16 protein-coding genes are annotated in these 16,792 nt (G+C 72.4%); 7 read left to right on the plus strand and 9 right to left on the minus strand.

Going from position 1 to position 16,792, the window contains the following annotated elements:
• Nucleotides 1-37 precede the first annotated feature (37 nt).
• The 6 genes from trpA to hisI form a co-directional block, all read right to left on the minus strand.
• Nucleotides 38-817, minus strand: a complete 780-nt coding sequence (trpA, locus tag QEZ54_RS27945; protein ID WP_281307715.1) for a tryptophan synthase subunit alpha — start codon at nt 815-817, stop codon at nt 38-40.
• Nucleotides 814-2,031 (minus strand): tryptophan synthase subunit beta, encoded by a 1,218-nt coding sequence (gene trpB / locus QEZ54_RS27950; protein ID WP_281307716.1) that lies wholly within the window; start codon nt 2,029-2,031, stop codon nt 814-816. The genes trpA and trpB overlap by 4 nt, the downstream gene beginning before the upstream one ends.
• Nucleotides 2,032-2,075: 44 nt before the next feature.
• On the minus strand, nt 2,076-2,879 hold the full coding sequence (trpC, locus tag QEZ54_RS27955) for an indole-3-glycerol phosphate synthase TrpC (protein WP_281307817.1): 804 nt from the start codon (nt 2,877-2,879) through the stop codon (nt 2,076-2,078).
• Between the two features lie 181 nt (nt 2,880-3,060).
• Nucleotides 3,061-3,858, minus strand: a complete 798-nt coding sequence (locus QEZ54_RS27960; RefSeq protein WP_281307717.1) for a fused MFS/spermidine synthase — start codon at nt 3,856-3,858, stop codon at nt 3,061-3,063.
• Nucleotides 3,842-4,099, minus strand: a complete 258-nt coding sequence (locus QEZ54_RS27965) for a hypothetical protein (protein WP_281307718.1) — start codon at nt 4,097-4,099, stop codon at nt 3,842-3,844. The genes QEZ54_RS27960 and QEZ54_RS27965 overlap by 17 nt, the downstream gene beginning before the upstream one ends.
• A complete protein-coding gene (gene hisI, locus QEZ54_RS27970) occupies nt 4,096-4,482 on the minus strand; it encodes a phosphoribosyl-AMP cyclohydrolase (protein WP_348650582.1) in 387 nt (128 codons plus the stop codon). Before hisI ends, QEZ54_RS27965 begins: the two co-directional genes overlap by 4 nt.
• A 198-nt stretch (nt 4,483-4,680) precedes the next feature.
• On the opposite strand from hisI, the gene QEZ54_RS27975 reads away from it, so the two are divergent.
• The 4 genes from QEZ54_RS27975 (at nt 4,681) to QEZ54_RS27990 (ending at nt 9,137) form a co-directional block, all read left to right on the plus strand.
• Nucleotides 4,681-6,825: a hypothetical protein gene (locus QEZ54_RS27975; protein WP_281307719.1), complete on the plus strand. Its 2,145-nt coding sequence runs from the start codon at nt 4,681-4,683 to the stop codon at nt 6,823-6,825.
• Between the two features lie 182 nt (nt 6,826-7,007).
• Nucleotides 7,008-7,730 carry an ABC transporter ATP-binding protein gene (locus tag QEZ54_RS27980; RefSeq protein WP_281307720.1) on the plus strand — a complete coding sequence of 241 codons (723 nt, stop codon included), beginning with the start codon at nt 7,008-7,010 and terminating at the stop codon, nt 7,728-7,730.
• A complete protein-coding gene (locus QEZ54_RS27985; protein ID WP_281307721.1) occupies nt 7,727-8,455 on the plus strand; it encodes an ABC transporter permease in 729 nt (242 codons plus the stop codon). Before QEZ54_RS27980 ends, QEZ54_RS27985 begins: the two co-directional genes overlap by 4 nt.
• Nucleotides 8,456-8,519: 64 nt before the next feature.
• Nucleotides 8,520-9,137, plus strand: a complete 618-nt coding sequence (locus tag QEZ54_RS27990; protein WP_281307722.1) for a TetR family transcriptional regulator — start codon at nt 8,520-8,522, stop codon at nt 9,135-9,137.
• Here the strand turns inward: QEZ54_RS27990 and QEZ54_RS27995 are convergent.
• Nucleotides 9,092-9,556 carry a hypothetical protein gene (locus tag QEZ54_RS27995; protein ID WP_281307723.1) on the minus strand — a complete coding sequence of 155 codons (465 nt, stop codon included), beginning with the start codon at nt 9,554-9,556 and terminating at the stop codon, nt 9,092-9,094. The genes QEZ54_RS27990 and QEZ54_RS27995 overlap by 46 nt on opposite strands.
• Nucleotides 9,557-9,638: 82 nt before the next feature.
• On the opposite strand from QEZ54_RS27995, the gene rpsD reads away from it, so the two are divergent.
• A complete protein-coding gene (rpsD, locus tag QEZ54_RS28000; protein WP_281307724.1) occupies nt 9,639-10,247 on the plus strand; it encodes a 30S ribosomal protein S4 in 609 nt (202 codons plus the stop codon).
• A gap of 135 nt (nt 10,248-10,382) precedes the next feature.
• On the opposite strand, the gene QEZ54_RS28005 is transcribed toward rpsD, so the two are convergent.
• Both QEZ54_RS28005 and QEZ54_RS28010 read right to left on the minus strand, forming a co-directional pair.
• On the minus strand, nt 10,383-12,185 hold the full coding sequence (locus tag QEZ54_RS28005) for an ABC transporter ATP-binding protein (protein WP_281307725.1): 1,803 nt from the start codon (nt 12,183-12,185) through the stop codon (nt 10,383-10,385).
• Entirely contained in the window at nt 12,182-13,975 is a 1,794-nt protein-coding gene (locus QEZ54_RS28010) for an ABC transporter ATP-binding protein (RefSeq protein WP_281307818.1), read from the minus strand. Before QEZ54_RS28010 ends, QEZ54_RS28005 begins: the two co-directional genes overlap by 4 nt.
• 208 nt (nt 13,976-14,183) lie before the next feature.
• Here QEZ54_RS28010 and QEZ54_RS28015 point away from each other — a divergent pair, with 208 nt between their 5' ends.
• Both QEZ54_RS28015 and QEZ54_RS28020 read left to right on the plus strand, forming a co-directional pair.
• Nucleotides 14,184-14,816 (plus strand): TIGR03085 family metal-binding protein, encoded by a 633-nt coding sequence (locus QEZ54_RS28015; protein WP_281307726.1) that lies wholly within the window; start codon nt 14,184-14,186, stop codon nt 14,814-14,816.
• A 130-nt stretch (nt 14,817-14,946) separates the two neighbouring features.
• Nucleotides 14,947-16,770, plus strand: a complete 1,824-nt coding sequence (locus QEZ54_RS28020) for a long-chain fatty acid--CoA ligase (RefSeq protein WP_281307727.1) — start codon at nt 14,947-14,949, stop codon at nt 16,768-16,770.
• The last annotated feature ends 22 nt before the right edge of the window (nt 16,771-16,792 follow it).

A 16,792-nucleotide genomic window follows, 5' to 3' on the forward strand; every position in this document is an offset into this window, starting at 1 on the left:
CATAGGTTCATGATCGACGCGGAACAGCAGCCTGAGGTCAGGTGGAGAGGCCGGCGCGGAGGTCGGCGGTGAGGGCGCGCAGGGCGGGCAGGCCGCCGTCCGCGAGGGCCGAGACCAGGGCGCTGCCGACGATGACGCCGTCGGCGAAGGCGCCGACCTCGGCCGCCTGGGCCCCGCTGCGTACGCCGAGGCCGACGCCGACCGGCAGGCTGCCCGACACCCGCTTGATCCGCTCGACCAGGGTCGGGGCGGCGCTGGAGGTGCTGTCGCGGGCACCGGTGACACCCATGACCGCGGTGGCGTACACGAAGCCGCGGCAGTGCGCCACGGTCATCGCGATCCGCTCGTCCGTCGAGGAGGGCGAGACCAGGAAGACCCGGTCCAGCTGGTGCGCCTCGGAGGCGGCCAGCCACTCGTCGGCCTCGTCCGGGATCAGGTCCGGGGTGATCAGACCGGCGCCCCCGGCCGCGGCCAGGTCACGGGCGAACGCGTCGACGCCGTACTTCTCGACGGGGTTCCAGTAGGTCATGACCAGCACCGGCACGCCGTGGCCCGAGGTGGCCTCGACGGTGGCCAGCACGTCGCGGGTGCGTACGCCGTTGGCCAGGGCCGTCTCGGTGGCGCGCTGGATGACCGGGCCGTCCATGACCGGGTCGGAGTACGGCAGGCCGATCTCCACCACGTCGACGCCGGACTCGATCATCGCGTTCACCGCGGCGATGCCCTCGGCCACGGTCGGGAACCCGGCTGGCAGGTACCCGACCAGGGCCGCCCGGCCCTCGGCGCGCGCCTTCTCGTACCCCACACTGACACTCATCGGACCTCGTCTTCCGCGCCGAACAGGCCGAAGTAGTCGCCCGCGGTGTGCATGTCCTTGTCACCGCGGCCGGACAGGTTGACGATCACCGTGGGCTCGCGGCCCAGCTCCTCGCGCAGCGCCGGGATGACCTTGATGGCACCGGCCAGCGCGTGCGCGCTCTCGATCGCCGGAATGATGCCCTCGGTACGGCAGAGCAGCGCGAACGCCTCCATCGCCTCGGCGTCGGTGACCGGGGAGTACCGGGCGCGCCCCTGCTGGTGCAGCCAGGCGTGCTCGGGGCCGACCGCCGGGTAGTCCAGGCCCGCCGAGATCGAGTGCGACTCGATGGTCTGGCCGTCGTCGTCCTGCAGCAGGAAGGTCCGGGCGCCGTGCAGCACGCCATGGCTGCCGCCGGTGATGCTGGCCGCGTGGCGGCCCGTCTCCACGCCGTCGCCGCCCGCTTCGAAGCCGTACAGGCGCACGTCGGCGTCGGGCACGAAGGCGTGGAACACGCCGATGGCGTTGGAGCCGCCGCCGACCGCCGCGGCGACCGCGTCGGGCAGCGCCCCGGTCAGCGCCAGGCACTGCTCGCGCGCCTCGACGCCGATGCCGCGCACGAAGTCGCGCACCATGGCCGGGAACGGGTGCGGCCCGGCCGCGGTGCCCAGCAGGTAGTGGGTGCTGTCGACGTTGGTGACCCAGTCGCGCAGCGCCTCGTTGATCGCGTCCTTGAGCGTGCGCGAGCCGACCGTCACCGGGATGACGGTGGCGCCGAGCATCCTCATCCGGGCCACGTTCAGCGCCTGGCGCTGGGTGTCGACCTCGCCCATGTAGACCACGCACTCGAGGTCCAGGTACGCCGCAGCGGTCGCGCTGGCCACGCCGTGCTGGCCCGCGCCGGTCTCGGCGATCACCCGGGGCTTGCCCATGCGCTTGGTGAGCAGCGCCTGGCCGAGCACGTTGCGCACCTTGTGCGCGCCGGTGTGGTTCAGATCCTCGCGCTTGAGCAGGATGCGGGCGCCGCCGACGCGCTCGGACAGCCGGGTGGCGTCGTACAGCAGCGACGGGGTGCCCGCGTAGTCGCGCAGCATCCGCTCGAATTCACCGGTGAACTCGGGGTCTGCCATCGCCTTGCGGTAGTGCGCGTCCAGCTCGTCCAGCGCCGCGATCAGCGCCTCCGGCACGAAGCGGCCGCCGTACGGGCCGAAGTGGCCCTTCTCGTCGGGCAACATGCGCCCCTCCTCGGGCTGTCCAGCCGTTCCTCGGCGAACGAGGTTCAGCGTGTCGGGCGTGGCGTGGCCGGGTGGTTGCCCGCGTTGACGAGCTCGGCGACGGCGTCGCGCGGGCTCTTCTGGGTCACCAGGCCCTCACCGACCAGCACCGCGTCCGCACCGGCGGAGGCGTACTTGATCAGGTCGAGCGGGCCGCGCACGCCGGACTCGGCGATCTTCACCACGTGGTTGGGCAGGCCGGGCGCGATGCGCTCGAACACCGACCGGTCCACCTCAAGTGTGCGCAGGTTGCGGGCGTTGACGCCGATGACGCGGGCGCCGGCCTCCAGCGCGCGGTCCGCCTCCTCCTCGGTGTGCACCTCGACCAGCGGGGTCATGCCCAGCGACTCGATGCGGTCGAGCAGTCCGGACAGCACCTTCTGCTCCAGCGCGGCCACGATCAGCAGCACCAGGTCGGCGCCGTGGGCACGGGCCTCGTGCACCTGGTACGCCGAGACGATGAAGTCCTTGCGCAGCACCGGGATGCCGATGCGGGCCCGGACGGCGGCCAGATCGTCCAGGGAACCGCCGAACCACCGGCCCTCGGTCAGCACGCTGACCGCGCGGGCGCCGCCCGCCTCGTACTCGGCGGCCAGTTCGGCCGGGTCGGGGATCTCCGCAAGCGGACCCTTCGACGGCGACGAGCGCTTCACCTCGGCGATCACACCGACGCCGGAGCGGCGCAGCGCCGCGTACGCGTCCAGGGGCGGGGGCGCCGCCGCGGCGCGCTGCTTGATCTCGTCCAGGGACACCAGGCGCTGGCGCGCTTCGACGTCCTCACGGACACCCGCGATGATCTCGTCGAGCACGCTTCCGGTGTTGTCGCGCGTCGATGCGGTCGGGCCCGGCTCACCTGGCTCCATGCTGCTCAGCTCCTCGGATGCCATGCGCAGACTGTAGGCATCGCCCAGATGCGCAAGGTTGACGGGGTATGGCGTGCCTCACCTAGTGGGCTAGGGCATAATGCGCCGCTTCGCTGACTCACGTCATTCATTCGTCCCACCTCGGCTGGGCGTTCCGGACGAACTCGGCCAGCTTGGCGCCGTGCTCGACCCGGGCCCGGGTCGGGTCGGCCGCGATGCGGCGGGTCAGCCGCCGCACCCCCGCCGGGTCCTCGCCCGCGACCAGCACCAGGTTGCCGGTGCCCCGGCCGCGCAGCAGCGCCGCGTCGGCCACCACCGCGACCTGGCCGAACGCCGCGCACAGGGTGGCCGCCTGGCGGCGGGCGAACAGCAGCGGCGCGCTGTCCATCACGTTGGCCAGGTACCAGCCGCCCGGCCGCAGCACCCGGCGCGCGGCCCGCGCGAACTCCACCGTCGTTACGTGGGCGGGCACCTTCGACCCGGCGAAGATGTCGGCGACCACGATGTCGGCGCTGGCCGGCTCGGCCTCCTCCAGCGCGGCACGGGCGTCGGCGATGACCAGCTCGGTGAGCTCGTCCGGGATCGGCAGCCGGGTCTGCACCAGCTCGGCCAGCGCCCGGTCGATCTCCACCACCCGCTGGTGGCTGCCCGGCCGCAGCACCGACAGGCAGCGCGGCAGGGTGAGCGCACCGCCGCCCAGGTGCAGCAGGTCCAGCGCGCCCGCCGGGGCGACGGTGTCGATCACGTCGGCCAGGCGCCGGATGTAGTCGAACGCGATCAGCGTCGGATCGTTGAGGTTGACGTGCGACTGCGCGGTGCCGTTGAGGCGCAGCAGCCACGCGTCGGGCAGGTCGGGGTCGGGGATCAGCTCGGCGGTGCCGGTGTCCACCCGTACGACCAGGGCCCGGTCACCGGTGCGCATCATCGGTCAGGTCCTCGCCCCGGTCCAGGGCGTCCCACAGGTCCCGGGTGCCGGGCGCGCCCGGCGTCGCGGCGGCCGCCCGCCTGCCGTAACCGGCCGAGCGGCGCCAGTACCAGACCGCGACCGCGCCCGCGGCCACCGCCAGCAGCACCGGCCGCAGCCACGCCACCGCGGCGCCCGGCGTGAACCACAGCACCGCCAGCGCCGCGAGCAGCGCCAGCAGCAGCCATCGCAGCCGGGTCATCGGGCGGAGCCGGTCGCTGGCACGGCGGCGTCGGCGGTGACGGGCAGTTCGTCGGTGAAGCAGCTGCGGGTACCGGTGTGGCAGGCGGGCCCGACCTGGTCGACCGAGAGCAGCAGCGCGTCGCCGTCGCAGTCCAGCGCCACCGCCTTGACGTGCTGGACGTGGCCGGAGGTGTCGCCCTTGACCCAGTACTCCCCCCGGCTGCGCGACCAGTACGTGGCCCGGCCGGTGGTCAGGGTGCGGTGCAGCGCCTCGTCGTCCATCCAGGCCAGCATGAGCACCTCACCGGTGTCGTACTGCCGCACCACGGCCGCGACCAGCCCGTCGCGGTCGCGTTTGAGCCTGCCTGCGATGTCCTGGTCGAGCTGTTCGATGCCTGCCACACCGCCATCTTCCCTCATACGCGGACCCGTCCCCTACGGCGGTGCGCCGCCACCCGGCGCCCGACCGGGATCGGGTGGGCCACATCACAGTTGTGGCCGCTGGTATGAAGCGCTTTCACAGCCCCTGGCTGTACGTTGACGGGCATCTACGCGCAGCGCCGCGTGCGGCGCACCCCTCACCGCGAGAGCCGAGGAAGCATGACCAATCCCCACTTCGCGCCCATGCCACCACGTATCCCCTCCTACATTCCCCCCGCCCCGCAGGTCCCGCCCGCAGCGGAGTTCGTCGACCAGGAGCAGGACACCGCCGCGGCTACCCACGCGGCCCTGCACGAGCCGACCAGCGAGCTGCCCACCATCGTGACCCAGTCGGCACCGTCCCACCCCGACACCGACAGCGCCGCCGACACGCCGCCGACCGCCGAGGCCGAACCCCACCCGACCGTCGCCGAAGACCTCGCCGACGGTGCGGCGACCGCCGAAGCCGTCACCGAGGAGGCTGCGGCACCGGAGGCCGTTCACGAGGAGACCGCGGCACCGGAGGCCGGGTCCGAGGAGGCTCCCTCGGCAGAGGCGTCCGAGGTGGCCGAAGCCGAGGCGGCTGAGGACGCGGGCGCGGAGGCCGACGAGCCTCAGGTCGAGGGCGACCTGGTCGAAGCTGCGGCAGTTGAGGGCGAGAGCGTCGCCGAGGGTGCTTTCGAGCAGGCCGACGACACCGCGCAGGAAGCCGTGGCGCTGGATGAGGCCGGCGAGGCGGCGCAGGCCGACGAGAGCGTCGAGCAGGACGCCGAGGCGGGCGACGCTGTTGGGGAGTCGGCCGAGGCCGGAATCGAGGCCGAAGCCGAGGCTGAGACGGACGAGCCTGCGGACGCCGAACTTCCCGAGAGCGCCGAGCTTGAGGACGCCGAGCCGGAGACCGCCGCACCGGAGCCTGCCGAGCAGGTGGCCGAGGAGCAGGTGGCCGAGGCGAGCATCGATGAGGGCGGCGACGCGGAGGAGGCGGGCGCGAGCAGCGACGCCACCGCCGACGGCGACGGCGACGGCGACGGCGACGGCGACGGCGACGGCGACGACCAGCCTGAACCTGTCGAGTACGAGGTGGCCGAGGCCGACGATCAGCTTGCGGACGAGGTCGAGGTAGCTGAGACCGGTGAAGAGGTCGCCGCCGAAGCGGTGGCGGACGGCGCAGCCGAGCCCGAGGCTGAAGCCGAGAGCGGGCCCGAGGCTGAGGCCGCCGCGGCGGACATCGACGCGGAGGCCGAAGAAGCGGCGGAGGCGGAGGCCGGGCCGGACGCCGAGGTCGGCGAGCAGGCGGCGGAGGTCGGCGAGCAGGCGGCCGACCACGCCGGGCCAGCCGCCCAGCTGGACGAGCCCGAGGTGGTGGCCTACGGCGAGGAGACCGCGCCGGAGGCTGAGGAGGTCGTGTCGGAGGCTGCCGAGTCCGAGTCCGAGGCCGCGTTCGATGCCGACCAGCCCGAAGCCGCAGCGGACGTCGAGGATGAGCAGTCCGGCAACGACGCCGACGCGGAGCTGGAGCCCGGGTCGGCGACGGCATACGAGCTGGCGGACGAGGCGGCGGAATTCGGTGCGGACGAGACGCCCGAGCCGGTCGCGGCAGCGGTCGCGGCAGCGGACGAGGCGGCGCCGGTCGTGGGGACCGAGACTGAGGACAGTCTCGACGTGGGCTACGTCGTCGTCCCCGTGGCGGCATGGCGGACGCCCGAGACGGCCGAGCCGGGGGCGCAGACGGACGACGAGGTCGTCGACGCGGTGTTCGACGCGGCCGAGGCTACGTCGCCCTACGCGGCCGCGGACGCCGACGCCACCGAGGCGACCGAGGCGACCGAGGCGACCGACGCCGCTGATGCGGCCGAGGCCGAGGCGCCGGTCGAGCAGGTCGCGGCGGCCGAGGAGCCGGTGGCGGTCGAGGAGGCGTACGAGCTGGTGGCGATCTCGGTGGTGGAGACTCCCGCCCAGGACGTCGAGACCACGCTGGTGGTCGTCGGGGCCGATCTGGAGGAGGTGCTGTCGGTGGCGCCGACGGCGACCGCACTGCGCCCCGGTGACCTGGTCGAGACTCCGATCGCGATCTGGGAGGCCGATCAGGCGCAGCGGTTCCGGGACGCGTTCCGCGAGGTGCAGGCGCGCTTCGTGGACGAGCCGGAGGCGGCGCTGAGCGAGGCGCAGGACCTGGTGACGCAGGCGGTGCAGCAGCTGGCGTCGGCGCTACTGGCCGAGCAGAACGGCCTCGACCCGCGCGAGGCGGCCGCGGCGGACACCGAGGCGATGCGCATCGCGATGCGCGGCTACAAGAACTTCCTGGAGCGCGTACTCGCGCTCTGAGTTCGAGCAGTTTCGGGGAAAGTGCACCGATCCACCCCAAGATTCGTGCACTTTCCCCGAAACTGCAGCCCGCCGTTCGGCGGGGCGCCCGCCCCCGGGGCGGCGGGGAGGGGCGGGGTTGCGCGTACCCGCAGAATTCATCTAGCGTTGAGTTCACCAAGTGTTGAATTAGGAGGATGTCGATGACAATCGCGATCGAGGTCGCCGACCTCGTCGTGCATCGGGGTTCCCGACCCGTGCTCCACGGCCTGACCTGCGCCATCGAGGCGGGGAGCATCACCGGGTTGCTGGGGCCGTCGGGCAGCGGGAAGACCACGCTGATGCGGGCCGTCGTGGGCGTGCAGGTGGTGCGGTCGGGCACGGTCACCGTGCTTGGCCACCCCGCGGGCCATACCGCGCTGCGCCGCCAGATCGGCTACCTGACCCAGGCCCCCAGTGTGTACGCGGACCTCACCGTCCGCGAGAACGCCCGCTACTTCGCCTCGCTCTACGGGCTGGGCGCGGCCGATGCCGACGCGGCCGTCCGCGACGTGGGCCTGGCCGGGGCGGCCAGGCAGCTGGTCGGCGACCTGTCCGGCGGCCAGCGCAGCCGCGCCTCGCTGGCCTGCGCGATCGTCAGCAAGCCGAAGGTGCTGATCCTGGACGAGCCCACCGTCGGGCAGGACCCGGTGCTGCGCGACGAGCTGTGGGCGCAGTTCCGCGGCCTGGCCGAGGCCGGGTCGACGGTGCTGGTGTCCAGCCACGTCATGGACGAGGCGAACCGCTGCGACCGGCTGCTGCTCATCCGCGAGGGCCTGCTGATCGCCGACGACACCCCCGCCGCGGTGAAGGCCGCCGCCGGGACCGACGACCTCGATCAGGCCTTCCTCACCCTGATCCGCCGTCGGGAGGCGGTGCCCGCATGATCCTGCTGCACACCACCGGGCGCATCCTGCGCCAACTGCGCCACGACCGCCGTACCGTGGCGATGCTCGTGGCCGTGCCCACCCTGCTGCTGACGCTGCTCTACTACATGTTCGACGGCCAGGGCATGGTCTTCGACCACCTGGCGCTGGTCATGCTCGGCGTCTTCCCCTTCATCATCATGTTCCTGATCACCAGCATCGCGATGCTGCGCGAGCGCACCACCGGCACCCTCGAACGCCTGCTCACCACGCCGCTGCGCAAGACCGACCTCCTCTTCGGGTACGGCCTGGCGTTCGGTCTGGCCGCCGCGCTGCAGGCGGCCGTCGCCAGCGCCCTGGCCTACCTGCTGCTCGGGCTGGACACCCAGGGCAGCCCCGGGCTGGTCATCATGATCGCGGTGGCCAACGCCGTGCTGGGCATGGCGCTGGGCCTGCTGGCCAGCGCGTTCGCCAAGACCGAGTTCCAGGCGGTGCAGTTCATGCCGGTGGTGGCCATCCCGCAGCTGCTGCTGTGCGGGCTGTTCGTGCCGCGTGAGGCGATGGCCGGCTGGCTGGAGGCGGTCAGCAGCGCGCTGCCGCTGACGTACGCGGTGGAGGCGCTGCAGGAGGTCGGCGCGCACACCGACGCCACGGGCACCATGTGGCGCGACTTCGCCGTGGTGGTCGGGGCGGTGCTCGTCGCGCTGCTCGCCGCGGCCGCGACGCTGCGCCGCCGCACCCCGTAGGCCGCGTCGGCGGTCCGGTCCGGAAGAATCGGACCGGACCGGGCCGCCGACGGGGAGGGACCAGATGAAGCGCAGCCGTTCCGGGCGCCGACCGGGCAATCCCGACACCCGCGAGTCGATCCTGGCCGCGGCCCGGAACCTGTTCGCCGAGCGGGGCTTCGACGCGGCGACGATGCGCGCGATCGGGGCCGAGGCCGAGGTCGACCCGGCGCTGGTGCACCACTACTTCGGCACCAAGGAGAAGCTGTTCATCGCGGCCATGCAGTTCCCGGTGGACCCGCAGCAGCTGGTCGCCGAGGTGACCGCGGGCGGCCGGGACGAGGCCGGGGCCCGGCTGGTGCGTACGTTCCTGAGCATCTGGGACTCGCCGGTGGGCGCCATCGGGGCGTCGCTGCTGCGCTCGGCGGTGAGCAACGAGTGGACGCTGAAGCTGCTGCGCGAGTTCCTGACCACGCAGATCCTGCGCCGGGTGCTGGCCGAGCTGCAGCTCGACCCGGCGCAGGCGCAGCTGCGGGCGAGCCTGGTCGTCAGCCAGATCGGCGGGCTCGCGTTCGCGCGGTACATCCTGAAGCTCGAACCCATCGCCTCGCTGCCCTCCGAGCAGCTGGTCGGCATGATCGCCCCGAACGTGCAGCGCTACCTGACCGGGGAGCTGGACACCTCGGGCTCGGCTGCGGCGTAGTCGTCGGCGTCCACGTCGGTCAGGTGCCCGGCCGGGCACTGCAGCCGCACCTCGGCCACGTCCAGCCGGTACAGCCGGAAGCCGCGGCCGACGTCGAGCAGGTCGCTGGCCGGGTTGGCCTCGGCGAACTCCAGCGCGGCGGCGCGGGCGGCCAGGCCCGCCAGCCCCGTCGCCCAGCCGGAGATCCAGACCCGGCTGCGGTCGCCGCCGACGGCGAGCACCATCGCCGTGTCCTCGTCGCCGTCGCGGGGCGTGAGCGCGCGGTCCAGCGCACCGCCGACGCGTACGAGCAGCAGCGGGCGGCCCACCGAGTCGACGGCGTGGCGCACCCGGAACGGGCTGTCGGCCCACGGCACCTGCGCGATGCCGGCGTGGTGTCCGCAAGCGATGGTCCGGGCGGTGGCGGCGGGGTGCGGCACGACGTACCTCCAACGTAGGTTAGGGTGTCCTTTGTTAGGACAGCCTAACCTATATCACCGAACGCGCGTTGGAGGCACCCTCGTGAATCAGTCCCGGCCCAAGGCGAAGCTGTCGCGCGCACTGGGCATCCCGCTGACACCCAAGTGCGTCAAGTACTTCGAGCGGCGGCCGTTCCCGCCGGGCGTGCACGGGCGGGCCCGCAAGAAGCCGTCGGACTACCAGGTCCGGCTGCTGGAGAAGCAGCGGCTGCGCCACCAGTACTTCGTGAGCGAGACGCAGCTGCGCAACCAGTTCGACAAGGCGGCGCGGGGCGCCGGCAAGACCGGCGAGCGGCTGCTCGTCGCGCTGGAGTGCCGCCTGGACGCCCTCGTGCTGCGGGCCGGGTTCGCGCGCACCGTCTACCAGGCGCGCCAGGCGGTGGCGCACGGGCACATCGAGGTCGACGGGCGCAAGGTGGACCGGCCGTCGTACCGGGTGGCGCCGTGGCAGACCATCCGGGTCCGTGAGCGCAGCCGCGTGAAGCCGCCGTTCCAGCTCGCCGCGGCCGGCGCGCACCTCGACGGGCCCACCGCGCCGTACCTGGAGGTGTCGCTGCCGGACCTGCGCGCCACTCTCACCCGCGAACCGCAGCGCAGCGAGATCCCCGTCATCTGCGACGAGCAGCTCGTGGTGGAGTTCTACTCGCGCTGACCCGCCCGCCTCACGCGCGCGACCGGCCGTGCAGTTTCGGGGAAAGTGCTGGAATCTCGGCCGCGATTCCAGCACTTTCCCCGAAACTGCACGAAGGGCGGCGCTCCCCGAGGGGGCGCCGCCCTTCGTGGGGGGTCAGCGGGTTTGTTCGAGCCAGCTGGCGTAGAGCTTGGCGTAGATGGAGTCGGGGTGGGTGACCAGCTCGTCGTGCGGGCCGCGCTGGACGACCACGCCCCGGTCGACGACGATCACCTCGTCGGCGGCCTGGGCCGTGGACAGGCGGTGCGCGATGGCGACCGTGGTCCGGCCCCGGGTCACCGCGTCGAGGGTGCGCTGGAGGCGTACCTCGGTGGCGGGGTCGACGGCGCTGGTGGCCTCGTCGAGGACGAGCAGATCCGGGTCGGCGACGTACGCCCGGACCAGGGCGACCAGCTGCCGCTCGCCCACGCTCAGCGCCTCGCCGCGCTCCCCCACCTGGGTGTCCAGCCCGTTGGTCAGGCCCTGCACCCAGTCGAGCAGGCCCAGCTCCGCGAAGGCGGCGGTGAGCTGCTCGTCGGTCAGGTCAGGGCGGGCGAAGCGCACGTTGTCGGCGATGGAGGCGTCAAACAGGAACCCGTCCTGCGGCACCATCACCACGCGCGAGCGCAGCGAGCCGAAGCGCACCGAGGTCAGCGGCGTGCCGGACAGGTGGACCGCGCCGTCGGTGGGGTCCATCAGGCGGGTCAGCAGCTTGGCGAACGTGGTCTTGCCGCTGCCGGTCTCGCCGACGACGGCCACCCGGGTCTTGGCCGGGATGTCCAGGTGCACCTCGTGCAGTACGCGCGGGCCGGTCTTGCCGGGCTCGCCGGCCGGGTACGCGAAGCTGACCTGGTCGAAGCGCACGTCCAGCGGGCCTTCGGGCAGGTCGACGCCGTTGTGGGCGGGGTCGGCCACGTCGGGCTGGAGCTGGAGGACGTCCAGCACCCGGCTCCAGCCGGCGGTGGCGTTCTGCAGCTCGTTGAGGACCTCGGTGGCGATCTGCACGGGCTGGATGAACAGCGTGACCAGGAACAGGTACGCGGTCAGCTCGCCCAGCGAGATCTGGCCGTCGACGCCGAGCAGGGTGCCGACGACCACCACGGCCGACAGCGCCAGCGCGGCGGCGATCTCGCCGGTGGAGAAGCTGGTGACGCTCAGCCGCATGGCGCGGCGCTGGGCACGCTGGTAGTCGTCGATGGTCTCGGACAGCTTCGCGCCGCTGCGCTCGGAGATGCCGTACGCCCGGATGACGCTCGCGCCGACGACCGACTCGGAGACGGCCCCCAGCATGACGCCGATGCGGCGGCGGCTCTCGGCGTACGCGCCGCCCAGCCGCTTCTGGAAGGCCCGGATGACCACCACCGCGGGCAGGAACGCGGCCAGCACCACCAGCGTGAGCTTCCACGAGTAGACCGACATGACGATCGTGGTGACCACCAGCTGCCCGCCGTTGACCAGCAGGATCACCCCGCCCCACTGCAGGAACTGGGTGATGGTGTCGATGTCGCTGGTGACCCGGGAGACCAGCGTGCCCCGCCGCTCGGACTGCTGGTGCAGCATCGACAGGTCGTGGATGTGCCGGAAGGCCCGGACGCGGAGGTTGGCCAGCGCGGTCTCGCTGACCGTGAACAGCCGCCGCATCATGAAGTAGCCGCAGGTGGTGGTGATCGCCAGGATGCCCACGGTGATGGCGACGATCCGCAGGATGACGGCCATGTCGGGGCCGCCCGCGACACTGAGGCCCTTGTCGATGCCCTGCTGGATGGCGACCGGGACGGCCGCCCGGCCGACCATCGAGACCAGGGCCAGCGCGACGGTCCCCGCGAGGCCCGCCCGCAGCTCGGGCGAGAGCGCCAGCCCGCGCCGCAGCGTGCGGAAGGTGCCGGTCGGCTGCGCTTTCGGTTCTGCCTGCGCGGTCACGCCGCCACCTCTTCCTCGCGTACGGACGCGGCGTCGTCGGAGTCGTAGCCGGTGTCGCGTTCCCGTTCGGCCTCGGCCTTCTCGTACGCGGTGACCAGGTCGGCGTAGCCGGTGACGGTCGACAGCAGCTCGTCGTGGGTGCCGTGGGCGACCACCCGGCCCTGCTCGACGTAGATCACCTCGTCGGCCAGCGCGATGGTGGCCCGGCGGTACGCCACGACCAGGATCGACGCCGCGTGCGACGCCCCCCGCAGCGAGGCCAGGATGCGCGCCTCGACGCGCGGGTCGACGGCGCTGGTCGCGTCGTCGAGGATCAGCAGCCGCGGCTGCCCGGCCAGGGCGCGGGCCAGGGTGACCCGCTGGCGCTGCCCGCCCGACAGGGAGGTGCCGCGCTCGCCGAGCGCCGTGTCCAGCCCCTCGGGCAGGCGGGTGACGAAGGTGTCGGCCTGGGCGGTGGTCAGCGACTGCCATACCCGGTCGTCGTCGGTGCCGGGGCGGTCCAGCGCGACGTTGCCGCGCACCGTGTCGTCGAATACGAAGGCGATCTGCGGGACCAGCGCCACGGTCGAGGCGAGCGCGGCGGCGGACAGCTCGCGCACGTCCACGCCGTCGAGGGCGACGGTGCCGTGCTGCGGGTCGAGCAGGCGGGTGGCCAGGGTGGCGATGGTCGACTTGCCGGAGCCGGTCGGGCCGACCAGGGCGACGGTCCTGCCCGCCGGGATGGTGAAGCTGACGTTGTGCAGCACCGGCTGGCCGGTGTCGTAGCCGAAGTGCACCTGCTGGAAGCTGAGCTGCGCCGGGCCGGTGCCGGTGGCGCCGCCGGTGCCGTACGGCATCTCGCCGGTGGCCTGCAGCACCCGCTCGACCCGGTCCCATCCGGCGACGGCGCGGGGCAGGTCGCCCAGCACCCAGCCGATGGCCCGGACCGGGAACGCCAGCACCGTGAACAGGAACGTCACCTGGATCAGCTGGCCCAGGTCGATCGCCCCGGCCTGCAGCCGCCAGGCGCCGACGACCAGGGCGGCCAGGGTGCCCAGGAACGGCAGCGACTCCATCAGCGGGTCGAACAGGCCGCGCAGGCGCCCGACGCTGACCAGCGCGTCGCGCAGTTCCTGGGCGCGGGCCTCGAAGCGGCGCGTCTCCAGGTCCTCGCGGCCCATCGTCTTCACGACCAGCGCGCCGTCGAAGCTCTCGTGCGCGATCGCGCTGACCTCGGCGCGCAGGTGCTGGGCGCGGGCGGTACGCGGCGCCATCCGGCGGGAGAAGACCACGTTCATCACGAACAGGACCGGGAAGACGACCAGGCCGACCAGGGCCATCGCCCAGTCCACCAGGAACAGCGCGGTCACCGCGACGATCAGCATGAAGACGGTGCCGACGGCGAACGGCAGCGGCGCGACGGGCATCCACGCGGCCTCGACGTCGGAGTTGGCGTTGGACAGCAGCGTGCCGGTGGCGTGGCGCTGGTGCCAGGACAGCGGCAGGCGCAGGTAGCGGCCGGTCACCTCGTGGCGGTAGCGGGCCTGCAGCGCGAACTGCATGAACCCGGCGCCCAGGCGGCGGCCGAAGATGCCGAGCACCCGGCCCAGGCCCATCGCGATCAGCGCGACGGCCGACAGGACCAGCGCCCGCGCGGTGACGCTGCCGCCGGGGGCCAGCGCCGGCTCCACCACGTCCTCGATGATCTCGCCCACCACGAACGCCTGGCCGATGACCAGGCTGCCGAAGAGGCAGCTGCCCACCACCGCGATGGTGAAGCGGCGGGGCTCGTCGCGGATGCCGCGCCACATGACCCTGGCGCCGCGCGCCAGGACGTCGCGCCCAGTGACCTGGGGTTTGGCCGCTTCGGCCGGTTCGTCGGTCGTCACCTGTGCTGCCCCGTCGATCGGTAAGTAATTAGCTTGGCTTCCTATCCTTACCGACGCGCCCCGCCGCAGGCGAGCGGGTTAGTGCTGTGCCGGGCGTCACACCTCGACGCGCCTCCGTAGTATCGCCGACATGACCCGGTACGCCTTCACCGAAAGGCTAGCCCTGGCCGACCTGATGGCGGAGGTCGGACCGGACGCCCCCACCCTCTGCGGCGACTGGACCGTGCGGGACCTGCTGGCCCACCTGCTGCTGCGGGAGCGGCGGCCGGACGCGGCGGGCGGCATCCTGATCAAGAAGCTGGCCGCGCGCACCGAGCGGGTGCAGCGGCGCATCGCCGGGCGCGACTTCGCCGAGCTGCTGCGGGAGCTGCGCGACCCGCCGTGGTGGAGCCCGGTGAGCAACCGGCTCGTGGACGAGGCGGCCAACCTCACCGAGATGTTCATCCACCTGGAGGACGTACGCCGGGCCGAACCGGGCTGGCTGCCGCGCGACCTGCCCTCGGGCCTGTCCGAGGCGCTGTGGCAGGCGGTGGGCCGCCAGGCCCGGCTGACGCTGCGCCGCTACCCGGTGCAGGTGCGGGTGACCGCGCCCGGTCACGGGACGGTCATCGTCGGCCGGCCCGGCACGCACCCGCTCTCGCTGACCGGCACCCCGGGCGAGCTGCTGATGTTCCTGTCGGGGCGGCAGGGGCACGCGCGGGCCAGCGTCGACGGCACGCCCGAGCACGCGGCCCGGCTGCGCACCGCCCGGCTGGGCGTCTGAGGCCGCCGGTGCTGCAGAAAGATCTTCGGGAGGGGTTCCGCACACCCGATCACCGCATTACCCTTCGGTAACACCCAAGTTAAAACGTGTCCCCCGTCACCGTTGCCTACCCCAGAGGCGGCCTTCACCTATGACACTCGACGTGCCGTACCGTTCCATTCCGGACATGTTCCTGCAGCGGGTGGCGGCGTCACCCGACAAACGCGCCTTCGGCGCGCCAGGCGCCGACGGCCAGCCCGTCTGGTTCACCTGGACGCAGATCGCCGACCGGGCCAAGGCCATCGCCGCGGGGCTGACCACGCTGGGCGTCGGGCAGGAGGACCGCGTCGCGATCCTGTCCAGCACCCGGCTCGACTGGATCGTCGCCGACCTGGGCATCATGTGCTCCAGCGCCGCGACCACCACGGTGTACCCGACCACCGAGCCGGAGGACGCCTGCTTCATCGTGGCCGACTCGGGCTCCAAGGTGCTGTTCGCCGAGAACCCGGCCCAGGCCGCCAAGATGAGCCGGGCTGCGGCGCCGACGCTCACCCACATCGTGCTCATCGACGGTGCGGCCGACCCGGACGCCGAGATTCCGCAGCTGACCATGGCCGAGCTGGAGCGCCGCGGCGCCGAGGTGCAAGCGGCCACGCCCGGCCTCGTCGACTCGATCATCGCCGGGATCGCCCCGGAGCACCTGGCCACCCTGATCTACACCTCCGGCACCACCGGCCGGCCCAAGGGCGTCGAGCTGCTGCACCGCGGTTGGTGCTGGGAGGGTGTGGCGCAGGCCGACGTCGGCGTACTGCTCGCTTCCGACGTGCAGTTCCTCTGGCTGCCGATGTCGCACTCGTTCGGCAAGACGCTGATCTGCGGAATCATCCACGTCGGCGTGCCGACCTACGTCGACGGCCGAGTCGACAAGATCATCGACAACCTGAGCCTGATCAAGCCGACGCTGATGTGCGCCGCGCCCCGCATCTTCGAGAAGGTCTACAACCGGGTGGTCACCCAGGCCACCTCGGCAGGCGGGCTCAAGGCGAAGATCTTCGCCTGGGCCGTCGGCGTCGGTCGCCGGAAGGTGGCCCTGGAGCAGGCCGGCAAGCCGGTCCCCAGCAGCCTCAACCGCAAGTACGGCCTCGCGCACAAGCTGGTCTTCAGCAAGCTGCACGCCCGCCTGGGCGGCAACATCCGCTACATGGTCTCCGGGTCGGCCGCCCTGTCGGTGCCGATCGCGGAGTTCTTCGCCGCCGCGGGCCTGCCCATCAGCGAGGGCTACGGCCTCACCGAGAACTGCGCGGGCGCCTTCGTCAACCGGCCCGGCCAGCTGAAGATCGGCACCGTCGGCCAGGCGCTGGGCGACCTTGAGGTCAGGCTCGACACCGACGGCGAGATCCTGATGCGCGGCGCTCCGGTCATGCGCGGCTACCACAACCTGCCCGAGGAGACCGCGTCGGTCTTCACCGAGGACGGGTTCTTCCGCACCGGCGACATCGGCGAGTTGGACGGTTCGGGCTACCTCAAGATCACTGACCGCAAGAAGGACCTGGTCAAGACCTCCGGCGGCAAGTACATCGCCCCCAGCCACATCGAGGGGCTGTTCAAGGCGCTGTGCCCGTACACCTCGCAGGTCCTGGTCATCGGCAACGCGCGCAACTACTGCTCGATGCTGGTGACGCTCGACCCCGAGTCGATCGTCGGCTGGGCGGCGGGCGGACCGCTGGAGGGCAAGAGCTACGCCGAGATCGTCGGCTCCGACGAGGCGAAGGCCATGGTCAGCGGCCACATCGACGAGCTGAACGCCAAGCTGAACCGGTGGGAGACGATCAAGAAGTTCACCATCCTGCCGCGCGATCTCACCATCGAGTCGGGAGAGATCACCCCATCGCTGAAGCTGAAGCGACGCACGGTGGAGACCAATTTCGCCTCAGAAATCGAGAAGATGTACCAGGGATCGCTCGTCGAGATCTGACTCGGCACCCGCGCAAGTGAGG

This window comes from Catellatospora sp. KI3 (assembly GCF_029948125.1).
Taxonomy (GTDB): domain Bacteria; phylum Actinomycetota; class Actinomycetes; order Mycobacteriales; family Micromonosporaceae; genus Catellatospora.